This is a genomic window from Actinoplanes sp. NBC_00393, from assembly GCF_036053395.1.
Classification (GTDB): Bacteria; Actinomycetota; Actinomycetes; order Mycobacteriales; family Micromonosporaceae; genus Actinoplanes.
In genome coordinates this window covers 1,365,690-1,379,636 of the sequence record NZ_CP107942.1, presented here as the reverse complement: position 1 = coordinate 1,379,636, position 13,947 = coordinate 1,365,690, and the positions used below count along the sequence as shown (strand labels likewise).

The 13,947-nt window shown below is 71.8% G+C and carries 15 protein-coding genes; 12 read left to right on the top strand and 3 right to left on the bottom strand.

The genetic code is table 11. The annotated features are described in order from the left end of the window. Window positions 1-34: 34 nt before the first annotated feature. Window positions 35-1,645, top strand: coding sequence for a hybrid sensor histidine kinase/response regulator (locus OHA21_RS06230; protein WP_328471058.1), 1,611 nt, complete (start codon window positions 35-37; stop codon window positions 1,643-1,645). Between the two features lie 4 nt (window positions 1,646-1,649). On the opposite strand, the gene OHA21_RS06225 is transcribed toward OHA21_RS06230, so the two are convergent. Next, window positions 1,650-2,603, bottom strand: coding sequence for an AraC family transcriptional regulator (locus OHA21_RS06225; RefSeq protein ID WP_328471056.1), 954 nt, complete (start codon window positions 2,601-2,603; stop codon window positions 1,650-1,652). A 107-nt stretch (window positions 2,604-2,710) separates the two neighbouring features. Between OHA21_RS06225 and OHA21_RS06220 the strand changes: the two genes are divergently transcribed. After that, a complete protein-coding gene (locus OHA21_RS06220; protein WP_328471054.1) occupies window positions 2,711-3,556 on the top strand; it encodes an NmrA family NAD(P)-binding protein in 846 nt (281 codons plus the stop codon). Window positions 3,557-3,585: 29 nt separating this feature from the next. Further along, window positions 3,586-4,353, top strand: coding sequence for an enoyl-CoA hydratase/isomerase family protein (locus tag OHA21_RS06215; protein ID WP_328471052.1), 768 nt, complete (start codon window positions 3,586-3,588; stop codon window positions 4,351-4,353). On the opposite strand, the gene OHA21_RS06210 is transcribed toward OHA21_RS06215, so the two are convergent. Beyond that, window positions 4,340-5,569: a glycosyltransferase gene (locus OHA21_RS06210; RefSeq protein ID WP_328471050.1), complete on the bottom strand. Its 1,230-nt coding sequence runs from the start codon at window positions 5,567-5,569 to the stop codon at window positions 4,340-4,342. The genes OHA21_RS06215 and OHA21_RS06210 overlap by 14 nt on opposite strands. A gap of 131 nt (window positions 5,570-5,700) precedes the next feature. Between OHA21_RS06210 and OHA21_RS06205 the strand changes: the two genes are divergently transcribed. The 6 genes from OHA21_RS06205 (at window position 5,701) to OHA21_RS06180 (ending at window position 10,322) form a co-directional block, all read left to right on the top strand. Next, window positions 5,701-7,278, top strand: a complete 1,578-nt coding sequence (locus OHA21_RS06205; RefSeq protein ID WP_328471048.1) for a methyl-accepting chemotaxis protein — start codon at window positions 5,701-5,703, stop codon at window positions 7,276-7,278. A gap of 105 nt (window positions 7,279-7,383) precedes the next feature. Continuing rightward, window positions 7,384-8,442: a nucleoside hydrolase gene (locus tag OHA21_RS06200; protein WP_328471046.1), complete on the top strand. Its 1,059-nt coding sequence runs from the start codon at window positions 7,384-7,386 to the stop codon at window positions 8,440-8,442. Window positions 8,443-8,491: 49 nt separating this feature from the next. Continuing rightward, on the top strand, window positions 8,492-8,929 hold the full coding sequence (locus tag OHA21_RS06195; RefSeq protein ID WP_328471044.1) for an SRPBCC domain-containing protein: 438 nt from the start codon (window positions 8,492-8,494) through the stop codon (window positions 8,927-8,929). Continuing rightward, window positions 8,916-9,245 carry an ArsR/SmtB family transcription factor gene (locus OHA21_RS06190; protein WP_328471042.1) on the top strand — a complete coding sequence of 110 codons (330 nt, stop codon included), beginning with the start codon at window positions 8,916-8,918 and terminating at the stop codon, window positions 9,243-9,245. The genes OHA21_RS06195 and OHA21_RS06190 overlap by 14 nt, the downstream gene beginning before the upstream one ends. Then, window positions 9,242-10,018: a DUF899 domain-containing protein gene (locus tag OHA21_RS06185; protein ID WP_328471040.1), complete on the top strand. Its 777-nt coding sequence runs from the start codon at window positions 9,242-9,244 to the stop codon at window positions 10,016-10,018. Before OHA21_RS06190 ends, OHA21_RS06185 begins: the two co-directional genes overlap by 4 nt. 10 nt (window positions 10,019-10,028) lie before the next feature. Then, a complete protein-coding gene (locus tag OHA21_RS06180; RefSeq protein ID WP_328471038.1) occupies window positions 10,029-10,322 on the top strand; it encodes a hypothetical protein in 294 nt (97 codons plus the stop codon). Window positions 10,323-10,522: 200 nt separating this feature from the next. On the opposite strand, the gene OHA21_RS06175 is transcribed toward OHA21_RS06180, so the two are convergent. Further along, on the bottom strand, window positions 10,523-10,822 hold the full coding sequence (locus OHA21_RS06175) for a hypothetical protein (RefSeq protein ID WP_328471036.1): 300 nt from the start codon (window positions 10,820-10,822) through the stop codon (window positions 10,523-10,525). 1,206 nt (window positions 10,823-12,028) lie between these two features. Here OHA21_RS06175 and OHA21_RS06170 point away from each other — a divergent pair. The 3 genes from OHA21_RS06170 to OHA21_RS06160 all read left to right on the top strand — a co-directional run bounded on the left by OHA21_RS06170 (window position 12,029) and on the right by OHA21_RS06160 (window position 13,947). Next, window positions 12,029-13,042, top strand: a complete 1,014-nt coding sequence (locus tag OHA21_RS06170) for a hypothetical protein (protein ID WP_328471034.1) — start codon at window positions 12,029-12,031, stop codon at window positions 13,040-13,042. Between the two features lie 36 nt (window positions 13,043-13,078). Beyond that, window positions 13,079-13,375: a hypothetical protein gene (locus OHA21_RS06165; RefSeq protein WP_328471032.1), complete on the top strand. Its 297-nt coding sequence runs from the start codon at window positions 13,079-13,081 to the stop codon at window positions 13,373-13,375. A gap of 86 nt (window positions 13,376-13,461) precedes the next feature. Continuing rightward, the gene (locus tag OHA21_RS06160; protein ID WP_328471030.1) at window positions 13,462-13,947 is read left to right on the top strand and encodes a hypothetical protein; all 486 of its coding nucleotides are present in this window, start codon (window positions 13,462-13,464) and stop codon (window positions 13,945-13,947) included.

The following is a 13,947-nucleotide window of genomic DNA, read 5'->3' as shown; positions in this document are numbered from 1 at the left end:
CCATCAGCTTCGCGGAAGCGGAAGGGTCGCCCTGGTGAAGCTTCCGAAACCGGCGCCGCAAGTGCTCACGGCCCTGCTGGGGGCCGCCGGCATCGGCTGGCTGCTGGCTCGCCGCTTGCGGGAGCGGCTGCACGAGGCGACCACCGCGGCCCGGGAACGGCACATGCTGGCCGCGATCGTCGAGCAGTCCTCCGACGCGATCATCAGCAGCACCCTCGACGGCACGCTCACCTCGTGGAACAGCGGCGCGGAACGCATCTACGGCTATACCGCCGAACAGGTCCTCGGCCGGCCGCTCAGCGACCTGATCGGGATCGACCAGCCGGAACGGCTGCGCTGGGCGCTGGCCGAGCTCGCCGCCGGCCGGCAGATCCGGATGGACGAGACGCCCCGGATCCGCAGCGACGGCACCGCCTTCCTCGTCTCGGTGATCGTCTCGCCGATCCGCGACGAGCACGGCGAGGTGGTCGCGGTGGCCGCCACCGAACGCGACATCACCGAGGAGAAGCGCGCCCTGGAACGCTCCGCCCGCGCCGCCCGGCTGGAGAGTCTCGGTCAGCTCGCCGGTGGGGTCGCCCACGACTTCAACAACCTGCTCGCGATCATCCTGAACTACGCGGACTTCCTGGCCGACGAGGTCAGCGGCGAGTGCGCCGGCGACCTGTCCCGCATCCGCGGCGCCGCCGAGCGCGCCAAGTCGCTCACCGGCCAGCTGCTGCTGTTCGCCAAGCGGGAGCCGACCGACGTGGAGACCGTCGACCTCAACCGGGTGGTCACCGACGCCGGGGACCTGCTGAGCCGGACCATCGGCGCGAACATCCGGCTGATCTGCCGCCCGCACCCGCAGGCCCTGCCGGTCTGCGCGAACCGCGGGCGGCTCGACCAGATCCTGCTCAACCTGGTGATCAACGCGCGTGACGCGATGCCGGACGGCGGCATGGTGGTGGTCGAGACCGGCTGGGCCGAGGTGTGCGACGGGGACGGCACGGGACTGGCGCCGGGACCGTACGCCCGGCTGACGGTCAGCGACACCGGCACCGGAATGACCGCCGAGGTGCGCGACCGCCTGTTCGAACCGTTCTTCACCACCAAGGCGGCCGATCGCGGCACCGGGCTGGGCCTGGCCACCGTCTACGGCATCGTCGGCGACGCCGGCGGGCACATCGGCGTGGAGTCGACGCTGGGCATCGGCACCAGCTTCCGGATCCTGCTGCCGCCGGCTCCGGTCGCCGCCGGCGAGCCGGTCGAGCCGGGAACCCCGTGCGCCGGTCACGGTGAGCTGGTGGCGGTCATCGAGGACGAGGCATTCGTACGCGACGTCGTGCTCCGCATCCTGCAGGACAACGGCTACCGCACTTCCGCCCTCGACGAGGACACCCTGGCCGACGCCGACCTGCGGGACGTCGACCTGCTGATCACCGACATCGTGCTGCGCGACGAACCCGGCCCGGTGGTGGCCGACCGGATGCGCGCCCACCACCCCGGCCTGCGGGTGCTGTACATGTCCGGCTACAGCGACGCCGACCTGCGCCGCCGATACGACCTGGCCGACTCCGTCCGGATCGTGCAGAAGCCGTTCACCGCCGTCGAGCTGCTGGCCTGCGTCGGCGAGGCCCTCGCCCCGACCGCCCCGCAACCCGGCTGACCGATCAGGCGGCGGTGCGGAAGCGCTGCGGGGTGGTGCCGCGGACCCGTTTGAAGGCGACCGTGAGAGCGAACGCGTTGGCGTAGCCGACCTGGCGGGCGATCGATTCGAGGGTGGCGTCGGAGTTGCGCATCGCCTCGGCGGCCAGATCGAGTCGCCAGTGCGTCACGTACGTCATCGGGGGCTGGCCGACCAGGTCGGTGAAGCGGCGGGCGAACGCCGCCCGGGACGCGCCGCTGACCTCGGCCAGTTCGGCGACCGTCCACGGCTTGGCCGGCGCCTCGTGGATGACCCGCAGCGCGCGGCCGACCAGCGGGTCGCCGTGTGCGCGGTACCAGCCGGGGGCGTCGCCGGCCGGGCGGGCGAACCAGGCGCGCAGCGCGGCGATCAGCGCGAGGTCCAGCAGCCGGTCGAGGACGACCTGCTGGCCCGGTTCGTCGCGTTCCACCTCGGCGGCGAGCAGGTCCATGATCGGAGACTGGACGTGCTCGCGCGGCACCCGCAGCACGGTGGGCAGCGACGCCAGCAGCCGGCCGCTGACGAAGCTGTTGACCTGGTAGGTGCCGCTGGCGATGACCGCGGCGTCGTCCGGGCCGCCGTCGCCGGCCCGCACGCCGAGCGCCTTGGTGAACGCGGCGATGCGGGCCTCGGCGGTGACGTCGACCCCGTCGAAGGTGACCAGGCGGTTGTCGGTGTGCACGTACAGCTGGGGGCGGGTGGCCGGGTCGTCGGCGACGGTGTACGGCGCGGGGCCCTGCACGATCGCCACGTCACCGGCCTCGATCAGGATGGGCTCGTCGTCGTCCGGGACGATCCAGGCGTGGCCGCGCAGCGGCGTGGCCAGGGCCAGCGGCGCCTCGTCGACGATGCGCAGCGCCCACGGTGGGCGCAACACCGACTGGCAGAAGGCGGCGGTCCGGGCGCGTACCCCGTCCAGCAGGTCTCCCAACGGGTCCATGACCGGTCAGCGTAGACGCTCAGACATGCGAACGAGCCCGGCGAACATGGATCGTCTCACTCCCTGCGATTTCACTTGAGGCATCGAAGTCAACGCAGGAGGTTGAGATGTACGCGATCACCGGAATCACCGGTCACGTCGGCGGGGCCGCGGCCCGTACGCTGCTCGCCGCGAACGAGAAGGTCCGCGCGGTCGTCCGCGACCTGGACAAGGGCAAGCAGTGGGCCGACTTCGCGGTCGCCGACTTCACCGACCGGGCCGCCCTGGCCGGCGCGTTCACCGGCGCCCAGGGGGTGTTCGTGCTGCTGCCGACCGTGCCACCGTTCACCGACGAGGCACATCGGAGCATGGCCGACACGATCGCCGGGGCGGTCGCCGACAGCGGGGTGCCGCACGTGGTGATGCTGTCGTCGATCGGCGCGGACCTGGCCGACGGCAACGGGCCGATCCGCTGGCTGCACCACCTGGAGGAGCAGCTGCGGGGCACCCGGGTGACGTTCACCGCGATCCGGGCGCCGCACTTCCAGGAGAAGGTGGAGTCGGTGCTGGACGCGGCCGTCGGCGCAGGCGTCTTCCCGGTCTTCGCGGAGTCGGCGGACGTGGCCGTACCGATGGTGGCCACCCGCGACATCGGCGCGGCCGTCGCCCGCGCGCTGACCTCGCCGCCCAGCGCCAGCGAGGTGATCGACCTGGACGCGCCGAGCTACACCGAGCGGGAGGTGGCCGCGGCGCTGGGCCGGCTGCTCGGCAAGGAGCTGAACGTCATCACCATCCCCCGGGCCGGCTGGCACGGCGCGCTGACCGAGGCCGGGCTGCCGCCGCTGCTCGCGACCGAGATCGCCGCGCTCTACGAGGCGGATGAGGACGGCCGGCTGCAGCCGCACGGCGACCGCCGGGAGCGGTGCACCACCAGCATCGAGGAGACGCTCCGGGACGTCGTTAAGATCCGGTGAACGATCGTTGAGTCCGGGAGGCCCGCGCTGTGAGTTCCGACCTGTCGGTCACCGTCGAGGATCACATCGCGGTGCTGGAGATGCGCCGGCCGCCGGCCAACCATTTCGACGAGGCGCTGATCGGGCGGGTCGTGGACGCCGCTCTGGCGCTGGACGACGACCCGGCCTGCCGGGTGATCGTCCTGGCGTCGCAGGGCAAGCACTTCTGCGCCGGGGCGGATTTCAGCGGTGGCGAGTTCGCCCTGGACCAGGCGGCCGCGGCGGAGCGGCTGTACCGGCGGGCGGCGCGGCTGTTCGACGTGCGTACCCCGATCGTCGCGGCCGTGCAGGGCACCGCCGTGGGTGGCGGGCTCGGCCTGGCCTGCGCGGCCGACTTCCGGATCGCCGAGGCCGCCACCCGGTTCGTGGCGAACTTCGCGAAGCTCGGCTTCCACCAGGGCTTCGCGCTGAGCGTGACGCTGCCGGACCTGATCGGGCGGCAGGCGGCGGCCGGGATGCTGCTGACCGGCCGCCGGGTCGGCGGCGAGGAGGCGGTCCGGATCGGGCTGGCCGACCGGCTCGCCGAGCCGGGAACCGTACGCGAGACCGCCCGGGAGCTGGCCGCGGAGATCGCCTCGTCGGCGCCGCTGGCGGTCCGGTCGATGCGGGCGACGCTGCGCGCGGACCTGGCCGCCCGGGTCCGGCAGGCTCTGGACCACGAGCTGGCCGAGCAGATGGTGCTCTGGCAGACCCGGGACAGCGCCGAGGGCATCGCGGCGAGCCTGCAGCGGCGGACCCCGGTGTTCACCGGGGAATAGGCACCGTCGTCAGCTGCTGGTAGATCGCGTGCACCGAGCGGGCGTAGCCGTCCGCGGTGTGGTTCGCGGCGCGCCCCACCGCCCGGTCGGCCAGGGCGCGGGCCGCCGCCGGGTCGTCGAGCAGGGCGCCGATCCCGGCGGCGAACGAGCCCGGCGCCGGGCCGGTCAGCAGGGTGGCGTCGCCGAGCAGGCCGTGGGCGTGCAGCAGGGGGTCGGCCATCACCACGGGCAGGCGGCACTGCGCGGCCTCCAGCAGCACCAGCGCCTGGGTGTCGGTGGTCGACGGGAACGCGAAGACGTCGGCGGCCTGATAGGCGGCGCAGACGACCGCCGGCGGTTGCTGGCCGGCGAGCACGACCCGGTCGCGAACACCGGCGTCACGCAGCAGCCGGGTGAGCCAGCGCTGCTCGTAGACCGCTCCGACCAGGACCAGGCGGGCCTGCGGCCGGGTGGCGGCGACCTCGGCGAACGCCTCGATCAGGCGGTCCATGCCTTTCTCCCGGTTGACCCGCCCGACGTAGAGCACGAGCGGGGCGTCCACGTCGATGCCGTGTGCCCGGCGGAAGCGTGCGCCGGCGGTGGCGTCGAGCGGCACCGGGGTGACGCCGGTGGGGATCACCGCGAGCCGCTCGGCGGGCACCGGCAGAGCGAGCCGGGCAGGCACCGCTGGGGTGGGGACGATGACGGCGCCGGCGTCGCGCAGCATGAACTCGTTGACCGCGTCGACGGCGTCCCGGCGCCCGGAACCGGTCGGGATCGGTGGCACGCCGAGCCGGTACGCGTACAGGCGCAGACCGGCGGCCAGCGCAGCCGCCGGCACCCGGTACGCGTCGGCGTAGGCGTGCAGGTCGGTGTGGTACGTGTGCACCACCGGCACCCCCAGCTCCCGGCCGGCGAACACGCCGAGCAGTCCGGTCGGCCCCGGAGTGTGCACGTGGATGAGATCCGGCCGGGCCTGCGCGATCCGGGCCATCGCCCCGGCCGCCCACCGCCCGTTCAGCAGCCACGCCGAGAGCCGCAGGCCGGCCAGTCCCCACGGCACCGGCACCGCGGGCAGCCGCAGCAGATGCCCGTCGCCGGCATCGGCGCGGTGTCCCGGCGCCACCGTGACGGCGTGCTGCCCCTGCAGGCGCAGGGCGGACGTCAGGGTGCGAACCGAGGTGACGACGCCGTCGCGCCGGGGCAGGTAGGTGTCGGTGAAGTGCAGCGACCGCATGCCGGGAACGGTCGGGAGTCGGCGCGAAGCGGATGTGGCCACCACGGATCCGGATCATGAAGACTGTATTTACGGACGACGATAAACGGTCTGAGACTCAGATCACAGCCCGGCCCGGCGATAGGAAGGGCATGGCGAACCTGAGCGTCCGTGCTCGTCTGACCCTGCTCGTCGTCCTCACCGGCATCCTCGCCGTGCTGGTCGGCGCCCTGAGCCTGGCCCGGATGTCGACGGTCGCGGACAGCAGCCGCGCCATCCAGACCCAGGCGCTGCTGCCCTCCAACGACGTCGCGGTGATCCGCGAGACGGTCTGGAACTTCCGGTTCCAGGCGCTGTCGATCTCGACCGCCACCGACCCGAAGCTGGCGGCCGCGGCCCAGGAGCGGATCGCCGTCGCCAAGGACAAGATCGACGCGACCATCGAGTCGTACCGGACCCGCGAGCTGGACAGCAGCCAGTCGGCCTCGCTCGAGGCGTTCGCCACCGCCTGGTCGGAGTATCAGGATCTGCGCGACCAGGCCGAGGCGCTGCGCAAGTCCGGCGACATGGCCGGGTTCACCGAGCTGCGCCTCAACGACCTGCCGAACAAGGTCACCGAGTCACTCGGCTACCTGGACGAGCTGACCGCCGCGAACGTGGCCGCGGCCGAGGAGGCGGTGGCCGAGGCCGGCGACACGTACTCGTCCGCCCGGATCACCGTGATCGCGGTGCTGGTGGTCGGCCTGGTCGTCGCGGTCGCCATCGCGATCATGGTGGCCAACGGCATCGTCCGGCCGCTGCGGCAGTTCCGCGACGTGCTCACCGGGGTCGCCGAGGGCGATCTGACCCGTCGCGCCGAGATCGGCGGCCGCAACGAGTTCGGTGAGATGAGCACCGCGCTCAACCGGGCCACCGATCAGATGCGTACGGCCGTCGGCACCCTCGCCGCCAGCGGTGATGCCCTGGCCGGGCGGGCCGGGGAACTGCAGGAGGCGTCGCGCAACCTGGCCGGCGGCGCGGACCGTACGTCCGGTGAAGTGGCCTCGATCGGCGACGCGGTCACCGAGGTCAACTCCCGGGTCGGCGCGGTCGCCACCGGCGCCGAGCAGATGGGCGCCGCGATCCGCGAGATCGCGATGAATGCGGCGGAGGCGGCCAGCGTCGCCCAGGAGGCGGTGCACGCGTCCAGCACGGCGGAGGACCTGATGGCCCGGCTCGGCCGCTCGTCGGCGGAGATCGGCGACGTGGTCAAGGTGATCACCGCGATCGCCGAGCAGACCAACCTGCTGGCGCTCAACGCCACGATCGAGGCGGCCCGGGCCGGTGAGCTGGGCAAGGGCTTCGCGGTGGTGGCCGGTGAGGTGAAGGACCTGGCGCAGGAGACCACCAAGGCCACCGAGGACATCAGCAAGCGGGTCGCGGCGATCCAGACCGACACCACCACGGCCGTCGAGTCGATCTCGATGATCGGCGAGATCATCGGGCGGATCAACGAGTTCCAGACCACGATCGCCTCGGCCGTGGAGGAGCAGAGCGCGGTCACCAACGGCATGGCCGCGGACCTGAGCGCCGCCGCCACCGGCGCCAACCTGATCGGCGACGGCATCAGCCAGGTGGTCGGCGTGACCGACGAGAACCGCAGCGGCGCGCACGCCACCCACTCGGCGGCGTCCGAGCTCAGCCGGCTCTCCGACGACCTGCAGGGCGTGGTACGCGCGTTCCGCTATTGAGGTTCTACGACCGTCGACGTACGGCCGGAGCCGCTCAAAACCGGATGCGGTCGCGCGACACCTTCGAAAGCATCGGCACTTACCGATGGATTCGGAGGAGGGAACATGCGCCTGTCTTTCTGGACCGCTGCTGTCGCGGCCCTCGCCACCGTCATCGCCGGGCTGCCGGCGGCCGCCGCACCGGCATCGGGGACCGGCCCGCCGCCGGTGATCTACGACAGCGACCTGGACTTCGACGACGCGTCGACCCTGGCCTACCTGTGCGAGGAGCACAAACTCGGCCGGATCGACCTGCGGGCGGTGACGGTGGCCAACAACGGGTTCGGCGTGCCGGACCGGACTCTGCGGCATGCGCGCAGCGTGCTGGAGCAGTGCGGGCTGCCGCAGGTGCCGGTCGCTGCCGGAGCGACCGGCGAGGGCGTCAACCCCGCTCCCCCGGAGCTGGTGGCGACGATCGAGGGAGTGCTGAGCGGGGCGCTCGGGGACGGAGCGCGTCCGCCGTACATCTCGCGGTTGAGCGCTCCGGAACTGATCGCGCGCACCGCGCAGCGATCCCGGCAGCCGGTCACGCTGATCGCGACCGGACCGCTGACCAACGTGGCGGCGGCGCTCGCGTCGCGAGCGACCGCGCGCCGCATCGAGCGCATCCAGATCATGGGCGGCGCGCTGCGGGTGCCCGGCAATCTGTACGGCTCCGCGCTGCCCGGCTTCGACAATTCGCAGGAGTTCAACTTCTGGATGGACCCGGTCTCGGCCCGCGCGGTGCTGCAGCGGGCCCGTCCGGGCACGGTGCGCCTGGTGCCGCTGGACGCCACCGCGGCCGTCCCGATCACCCAGGATTTCGTGGCCCGCCTCGCCGCCGATCAGAACGCGCCTGGCGCCCGGCTGACCTACCGGATCGTCTCGCAGCCGGATCTGGCCGCCCTGATCGACCTGGGAATCATGTACTGGTGGGACGCCCTCGCGGCGGTTACCGCGGTGCACAGCTCGATCACGCAGTTCCGTCCGGAGCGCATCGACGTCGTCCAGGACGGCGTGCAGTCCGGCCGCACCGTGCTCACCCCGGCCGGCTACCGCATCGAGGCCGCCGCAGCAGCCGACACCGAGGCCTTCGAGCGGTGCTTCCTCGACGCCCTCAACGGCCGGGCTTGTAGCAACCAGTAGGTTGCGATACGTTGGGTAGCAACCAAGTGGTTGCTATAAGGAGGTCGTCATGGCATTCCCCGACCGGATCGAACGCACCCTGCACCTCGCCCACCCGCCGGAGAAGGTGTGGGCCGCGATCACCACCGCCGAGGGCCTGGGCACCTGGTTCGGCCACCGCGCCGAGGTCGACCTGCGCGTCGGCGGCCGCATCCAGCTGGCCTGGGACAGCGGCGACAAAGCCAGCCTCACCGTCGAGCGCCTCGAGCCGCCGCGCGTGTTCGGCTACACCTGGCCGGTCTACGGGCTCGGCGAGGACGATCCGCGCCGCACCTATGTGGAGTTCACGCTCGAGCCCGCCGGCACCGGCACCGCGCTGACCGTCGTCGAGAGCGGTTTCGCGCAGCTTCCCGACGACGGCACGCACAAGACGGCGTACTCGGGCAACACCGAAGGCTGGGCCAGCGAACTGGGCGAGCTCGTCGCGTACCTCGATGGCCGCTCCTGACCTGGAGGCGGTGGCCCAGGAGGTCTTCACCGCCCTGGCCGACCCGACGCGGCGCGGCATCCTCGCCGCGCTCGCGGCGGGCGGCCCGGCCACCGCGACCGACCTGGCCGGCCGGCTGCCGATCAGCCGGCAGGCGATCGCCAAACATCTCACCCTGCTGGCCGAGGCCGGGCTCGTGGTGGCCGAGCACGGCGAGCGGCGCCGGGTCCGCTACCGGGTGGATTCCGCGCCGATGCGGGTGGCGCAGCAGTTCCTCGCGGTGCTCGCCCGCGACTGGGACGGCCCGCTCGCGGCCCTGCAGGACCGGCTGAAATGAGGACGATGATGAACGACCTGCCCGAGGTGGTGTCCCGCGAGCAGTGGCTCGCCGCCCGCAAGGAACTGCTCGTCAAGGAGAAGGAGGTCACCCGCGCCCGGGTCCGGCTCAACGCCGAACGCCGCCGGCTGCCGATGGTCCGGGTGGACAAGCCGTACCGGTTCGCCGGCCCGGACGGCGAGGTCGGCCTGGCCGACCTGTTCGAGGGCCGGCCGCAGCTGGTGATGCACCACTTCATGTTCGCGCCGGACTGGGACGTCGCCTGCTCGAGCTGCTCGTCGGCGGCCGACAGCATCGCCGGGCTGCGCCAGCTGCACGCGCGCAACACCACGCTGGTCGCGGTGTCGCGCGCGCCGTACCCGAAGATCGCCGCCTTCCGGGAGCGGATGGGCTGGACCTTCCCGTGGTACTCGTCGTACGGCAGCGACTTCAACTTCGACTACCACGCGACGCTCGACGACCGGGAGGCGCCGGTCCTGCAGTTCTTCCGCAACGAGGCCGAGCTGGCGGCGGCCGGCGGTGGGTGGACGGCTGACATGCGCGGCACGGAGATGCCCGGGATCAGCGCGTTCCTGCAGGTCGGCGGCGAGGTGTTCCACACCTACTCGACGTTCGGGCGGGGCATCGAGGAGTTCCACAACGGGTATCCGTATCTGGATCTGACCGCCCTCGGCCGCCAGGAGGACTGGGAGGAGCCGAAGGGCCGCGCGGTCCCGCTGGGCCGGCAGGTGGGCGGCCCCGGCATGCGGCTGCCGGATGAGTACGACTTGTAGGGTGCCGGGCATGCGGATGACCGAAGCACGCCAGGGCCGCCTGATTCACGGCCTGGCGCAGACCCTGGCGGTCTGGCTGACCGCGGCGCTGGCCGTGCTGCTGGTGCCGCATCCGGCCGCTGCGTGGGCGGGCATCGGCGTGGGGCTGGTCGCCAGCGTGCTGCTCGGCCAGTGGCATCAGCGCCGTTCCCGCGCCGACACCGCGGTCGGCGCCTTCACCGGCGCCGGCCTCTGGCCGATCCTGATCGCCATCACCCTGATCGCCATCAACATCGTCTCGATGTCGACGTCCGACTACGAGTGAGCCAGGCGGCCCGGCAGGCCGACCGAGCAGTCAGGGCCGGCAATCCGCGCGGCCAGGCAGTCAGGGCCGGCGGTCCGCGGTCAGGCAGTCAGGGCCGGTAATCCGCGGCCAGGCAGTCAGGGCCGGCAATCCGCGGCCAGGTAATCAGGGCCGGTAATCCGCGGTCAGGCAGTCAGGGCCGGCAATCCGCGGCCAGGTAATCAGGGGCGGCGGTCCGCGGCCAGGTAGGCGGCCGCGGCGGTCACCGCCGAGACGGTCAGCACGGACGGCCAGGAGCCGATCCGCTTCGCCAGCGGATGCGACAGCCCGAAAGCCCCGAGGTAGGTCGCGGTCAGCGCGGCGGTCACGGCCGGGCTGGTGTGCCGGGCCCACTCACGGCCGGCCAGGACACCGCCGGCGGCGAGGACCGCGCCGCCGAGCGGCCGATTACCGGTGCGGCGGGCGATCTGCCATCCGCCGATCAGGGAACTCGCGGTCACGGCCGCAGTGGAAAGGCGCATGAACCGCAAGGGTACGCGCCGGACAGCCCGTAGGAGGCGAATGGGCACCACCCGTCATCGACAGCCCGTCCGAAATGGATAGAAATCACCGGCCCGGGGTTTCGGGAGGCTCGCCGTCTCGCCGCGGCGATCGCCGAGCAGTGCTCAAGAACCCACAGGCGTCGATGATCGCGCCAAGGTCACCCGTCGACGAGTAGCTTCCTGAATCCTCCGGTCGAGGTCTGGCTCACCAAGGCCCACAGGCTTTCGAGCGGGCTGCGGCGGCCTCTCGGATCAGCGGGTGACAGCGCGAACGGGCGGCTGAGGCCGTTATTTCGGCCCGTTCGATCGCTGAGCCGCCCGCCAGCGCTGTCTGCCGAGCGGTGCGACAGCATCACCGCACGGCCGAATGATCAATCGAGCCCGCATCCAGGCTCGAGCCGCACGACAGCGACGTCACCCCGGTTCGGCACCGGCCGTCGGGGTGGGGGCACTGTTTCTGGACCGAGCCCGCACACCGGTAGCCGGGCGGCGAACCCCGGCTTGCACGGCTGCCGACACCGAACCGATCGCCGGGGCCCGCGGCGACCCGCCGGGGCCCAGCTGTCATAGAGGTGCGGGGCGACCCGCCGGGCCCAGCTGTCATAGAGGTGCGGGGCGGGCGCCAGTCATAAGGCACAGCCGAGCCGGCGTTTCCGGGCTTTTTGATCAACCGGCTGGAAGTTGCGCACCCTTCCGACCGGTTGAGGCAGCAACAGCTCCCAGCCGGTCCCTGAGAACCAGCCTCGTGGATCCCTCAGCTGGGAGTTACGGCTTGATCCACAGACGCTGGTCACCGCCCGCGGGCTGGCCGCTGATCCGGCGTCACACAGCACCCGGATGCAGGCAACGCTTTCGACGACGCGCAAACAACCATGAGCGACAGCCGGACAAACCGGCTGACCGTCAGGGCTGCCTCCGGAGGCGGGAGACAACACTGAGTGACAGCCGGACGAACGGGCTGACCGTCAGGGCTGCCTCCGGAGGCGGGAAACGACCCTGAGTGACAGCTGGATCGGGCTGCCGGGCGGCGGGGGCCAGTTGTATCGGGACCGGCGCCATCCGGTGGGAGATCTTGAGGCCGGAACCTGGCAGGCTTCTGTGGTGCGCGCGAGCGCGCCCGGCTGCCGGCTCGGAGCGATCAAACGCATCTGGCTTGATCGATCCTGTGCTGGGACGATGACCGGCATGGGGGACCGTGGCCGGGCACGCCGGCACTGGCTGTACTGGCTCTACGCCCTGATCGGCGCGTTGCTGCTGGTGGTCGCGTTCCTGCTGCTCTACCCGGTGCGCAACACGCCGGGGTTCGGCACCGACCTGCGGATCAACATCGGCGCGAACCTGATCGACATCGTGCTGGCCGCGCTGATCCTGCAACCGCTGATCCTGTTCTTCAGCCGCAACGCGGTCCGCTGGCGCAACCGCCTGGACTACCGCGACGTCATCGCTCGCATCGCCGCGGCCGACGACCGGGTGGACATCTGGAAGCACTGGACCGGCCTGCTGGAGAACCAGCACGAGCCCGAGTTCCTGGCCGCCGTCCGCACCGCCCTCGACCGTGGTGTCCGGTTCCGGATCACGCTGACCGACCCGTCCTGCCCGGACGCCGCGGAACGGGCCCGTCAGGTGGCGCCGACCGACGCGGTTGCGCTGATGCGGCAGAACATCGAACGCCTCGACACCATCATCGGCGGCCTGCCGTCGCGGCACCGGGCCCTGTTCGAGGTGCGGATCAGCCCGGTCGGGCCGGCGCACGCCTTCTACCGGGTCGACGACTGGCTGTCGTACGGATTGTTCCGCGATCGAAGGGTGAGCGAGAGTTCTCAGCGTGAGGTCCGCGTCCGCGGTGACCTGGGCGAACTGGCTCTGGAGGCGTTCGAGAACCGATGGAACGGCCCGGGCCTGCGCGACCTCGGCGAGCATTACCGGATGCGGCTGTGCTTCACGGTCAACGGCGATCGCGTCGAGCACGACCTGAAGTACATCGCGCACGACGGCGAGCACTGGGTGAACGTCCACCCGGTCGCCCTGCACCAGGCTTTCCACCCGGACCATCAGGCTTCGGTGCCCGGCGACGGCGCCCGGCACTACGTGCTGGCCGAGGCCGCCGGGGACACCCACGAGCGGATCATGGCGCTGTACGCCGCGAAGTACGGCCCGGACCCGGGCGCCGTCCTGCTGCGTCTTCACCATCTGGGGTGATGGCGGCGGGGCCGCGGCGCGGCAGCATTGCGTTCCATGACTCGCGGCCGTTCGTGGACCATCGTCGCCGTCCTTGCCGGCACCGTCGGCACCCTGCTGGTCGCCGTGCTGGGCTGGGGGCCGGAGAGCCTGGAGAAGGTGAGCTGGGTGGCGGGAATCCTCGCGCTCGCCGCCACGCTCGTCATCGCGCTCGCCACACCGGGCGGCCGGCCTGCCGCGTCACCGGAGCCGGCGTCGCGTTCCGGCGCGGGCGCGGTCCTCGCCGCCGGTGTTCTGGCCAGCCTGTTGATCGTGGTGATGGTGGTCGGTGTGGTCGCTGTCCTGGCCTCGTGAATCCCTTTCGAGGGAAGCCGTCCGGTCGGTATCCGCAGCCGGATGAACGGTACATACCATTGTAAATGGTTCCTACGCTCCTGGGCGTGACGAATCAGCTAGCCACCGTCGCTGACGGACGGGTCGCCTTCGGTGAGGCCGTGGCGCGGGTCGCGGAGTCGCTCAGCCCGCTCGGCGCGATCGCCCGGGTGGTCGCCGAGTCGACGGCCTGCGCGGTGACGATGAAGGAACTCGACAATGCGGGCCGCCGGATCGACGCCGACACCAAGGTCACGCTCGCCCGCCTGGCGAACCGCCGCAACGACGCGGCCGCCTCACTGCAGGAACTGCGCCGACAGGTCGGGCGTACCGATCTGACCGCTGAAGCCCTGCGCAAATGCATCCGTAACATGCAGCAGGCGCTGGCCCGCCGCAGCACGACGGCGGCCGAGGCCAAGCTGTACGCCGAGCTGATCCACGGTTTCAGCGCCGACCTGCTCAACCACCACTCGCAGCAGGGTCATCAGGTCCTCACCGGCATCGACATGGTCCTCAACGGATCAGGGCGGCCCCGCCGTCGCCGGGGCCGGTGA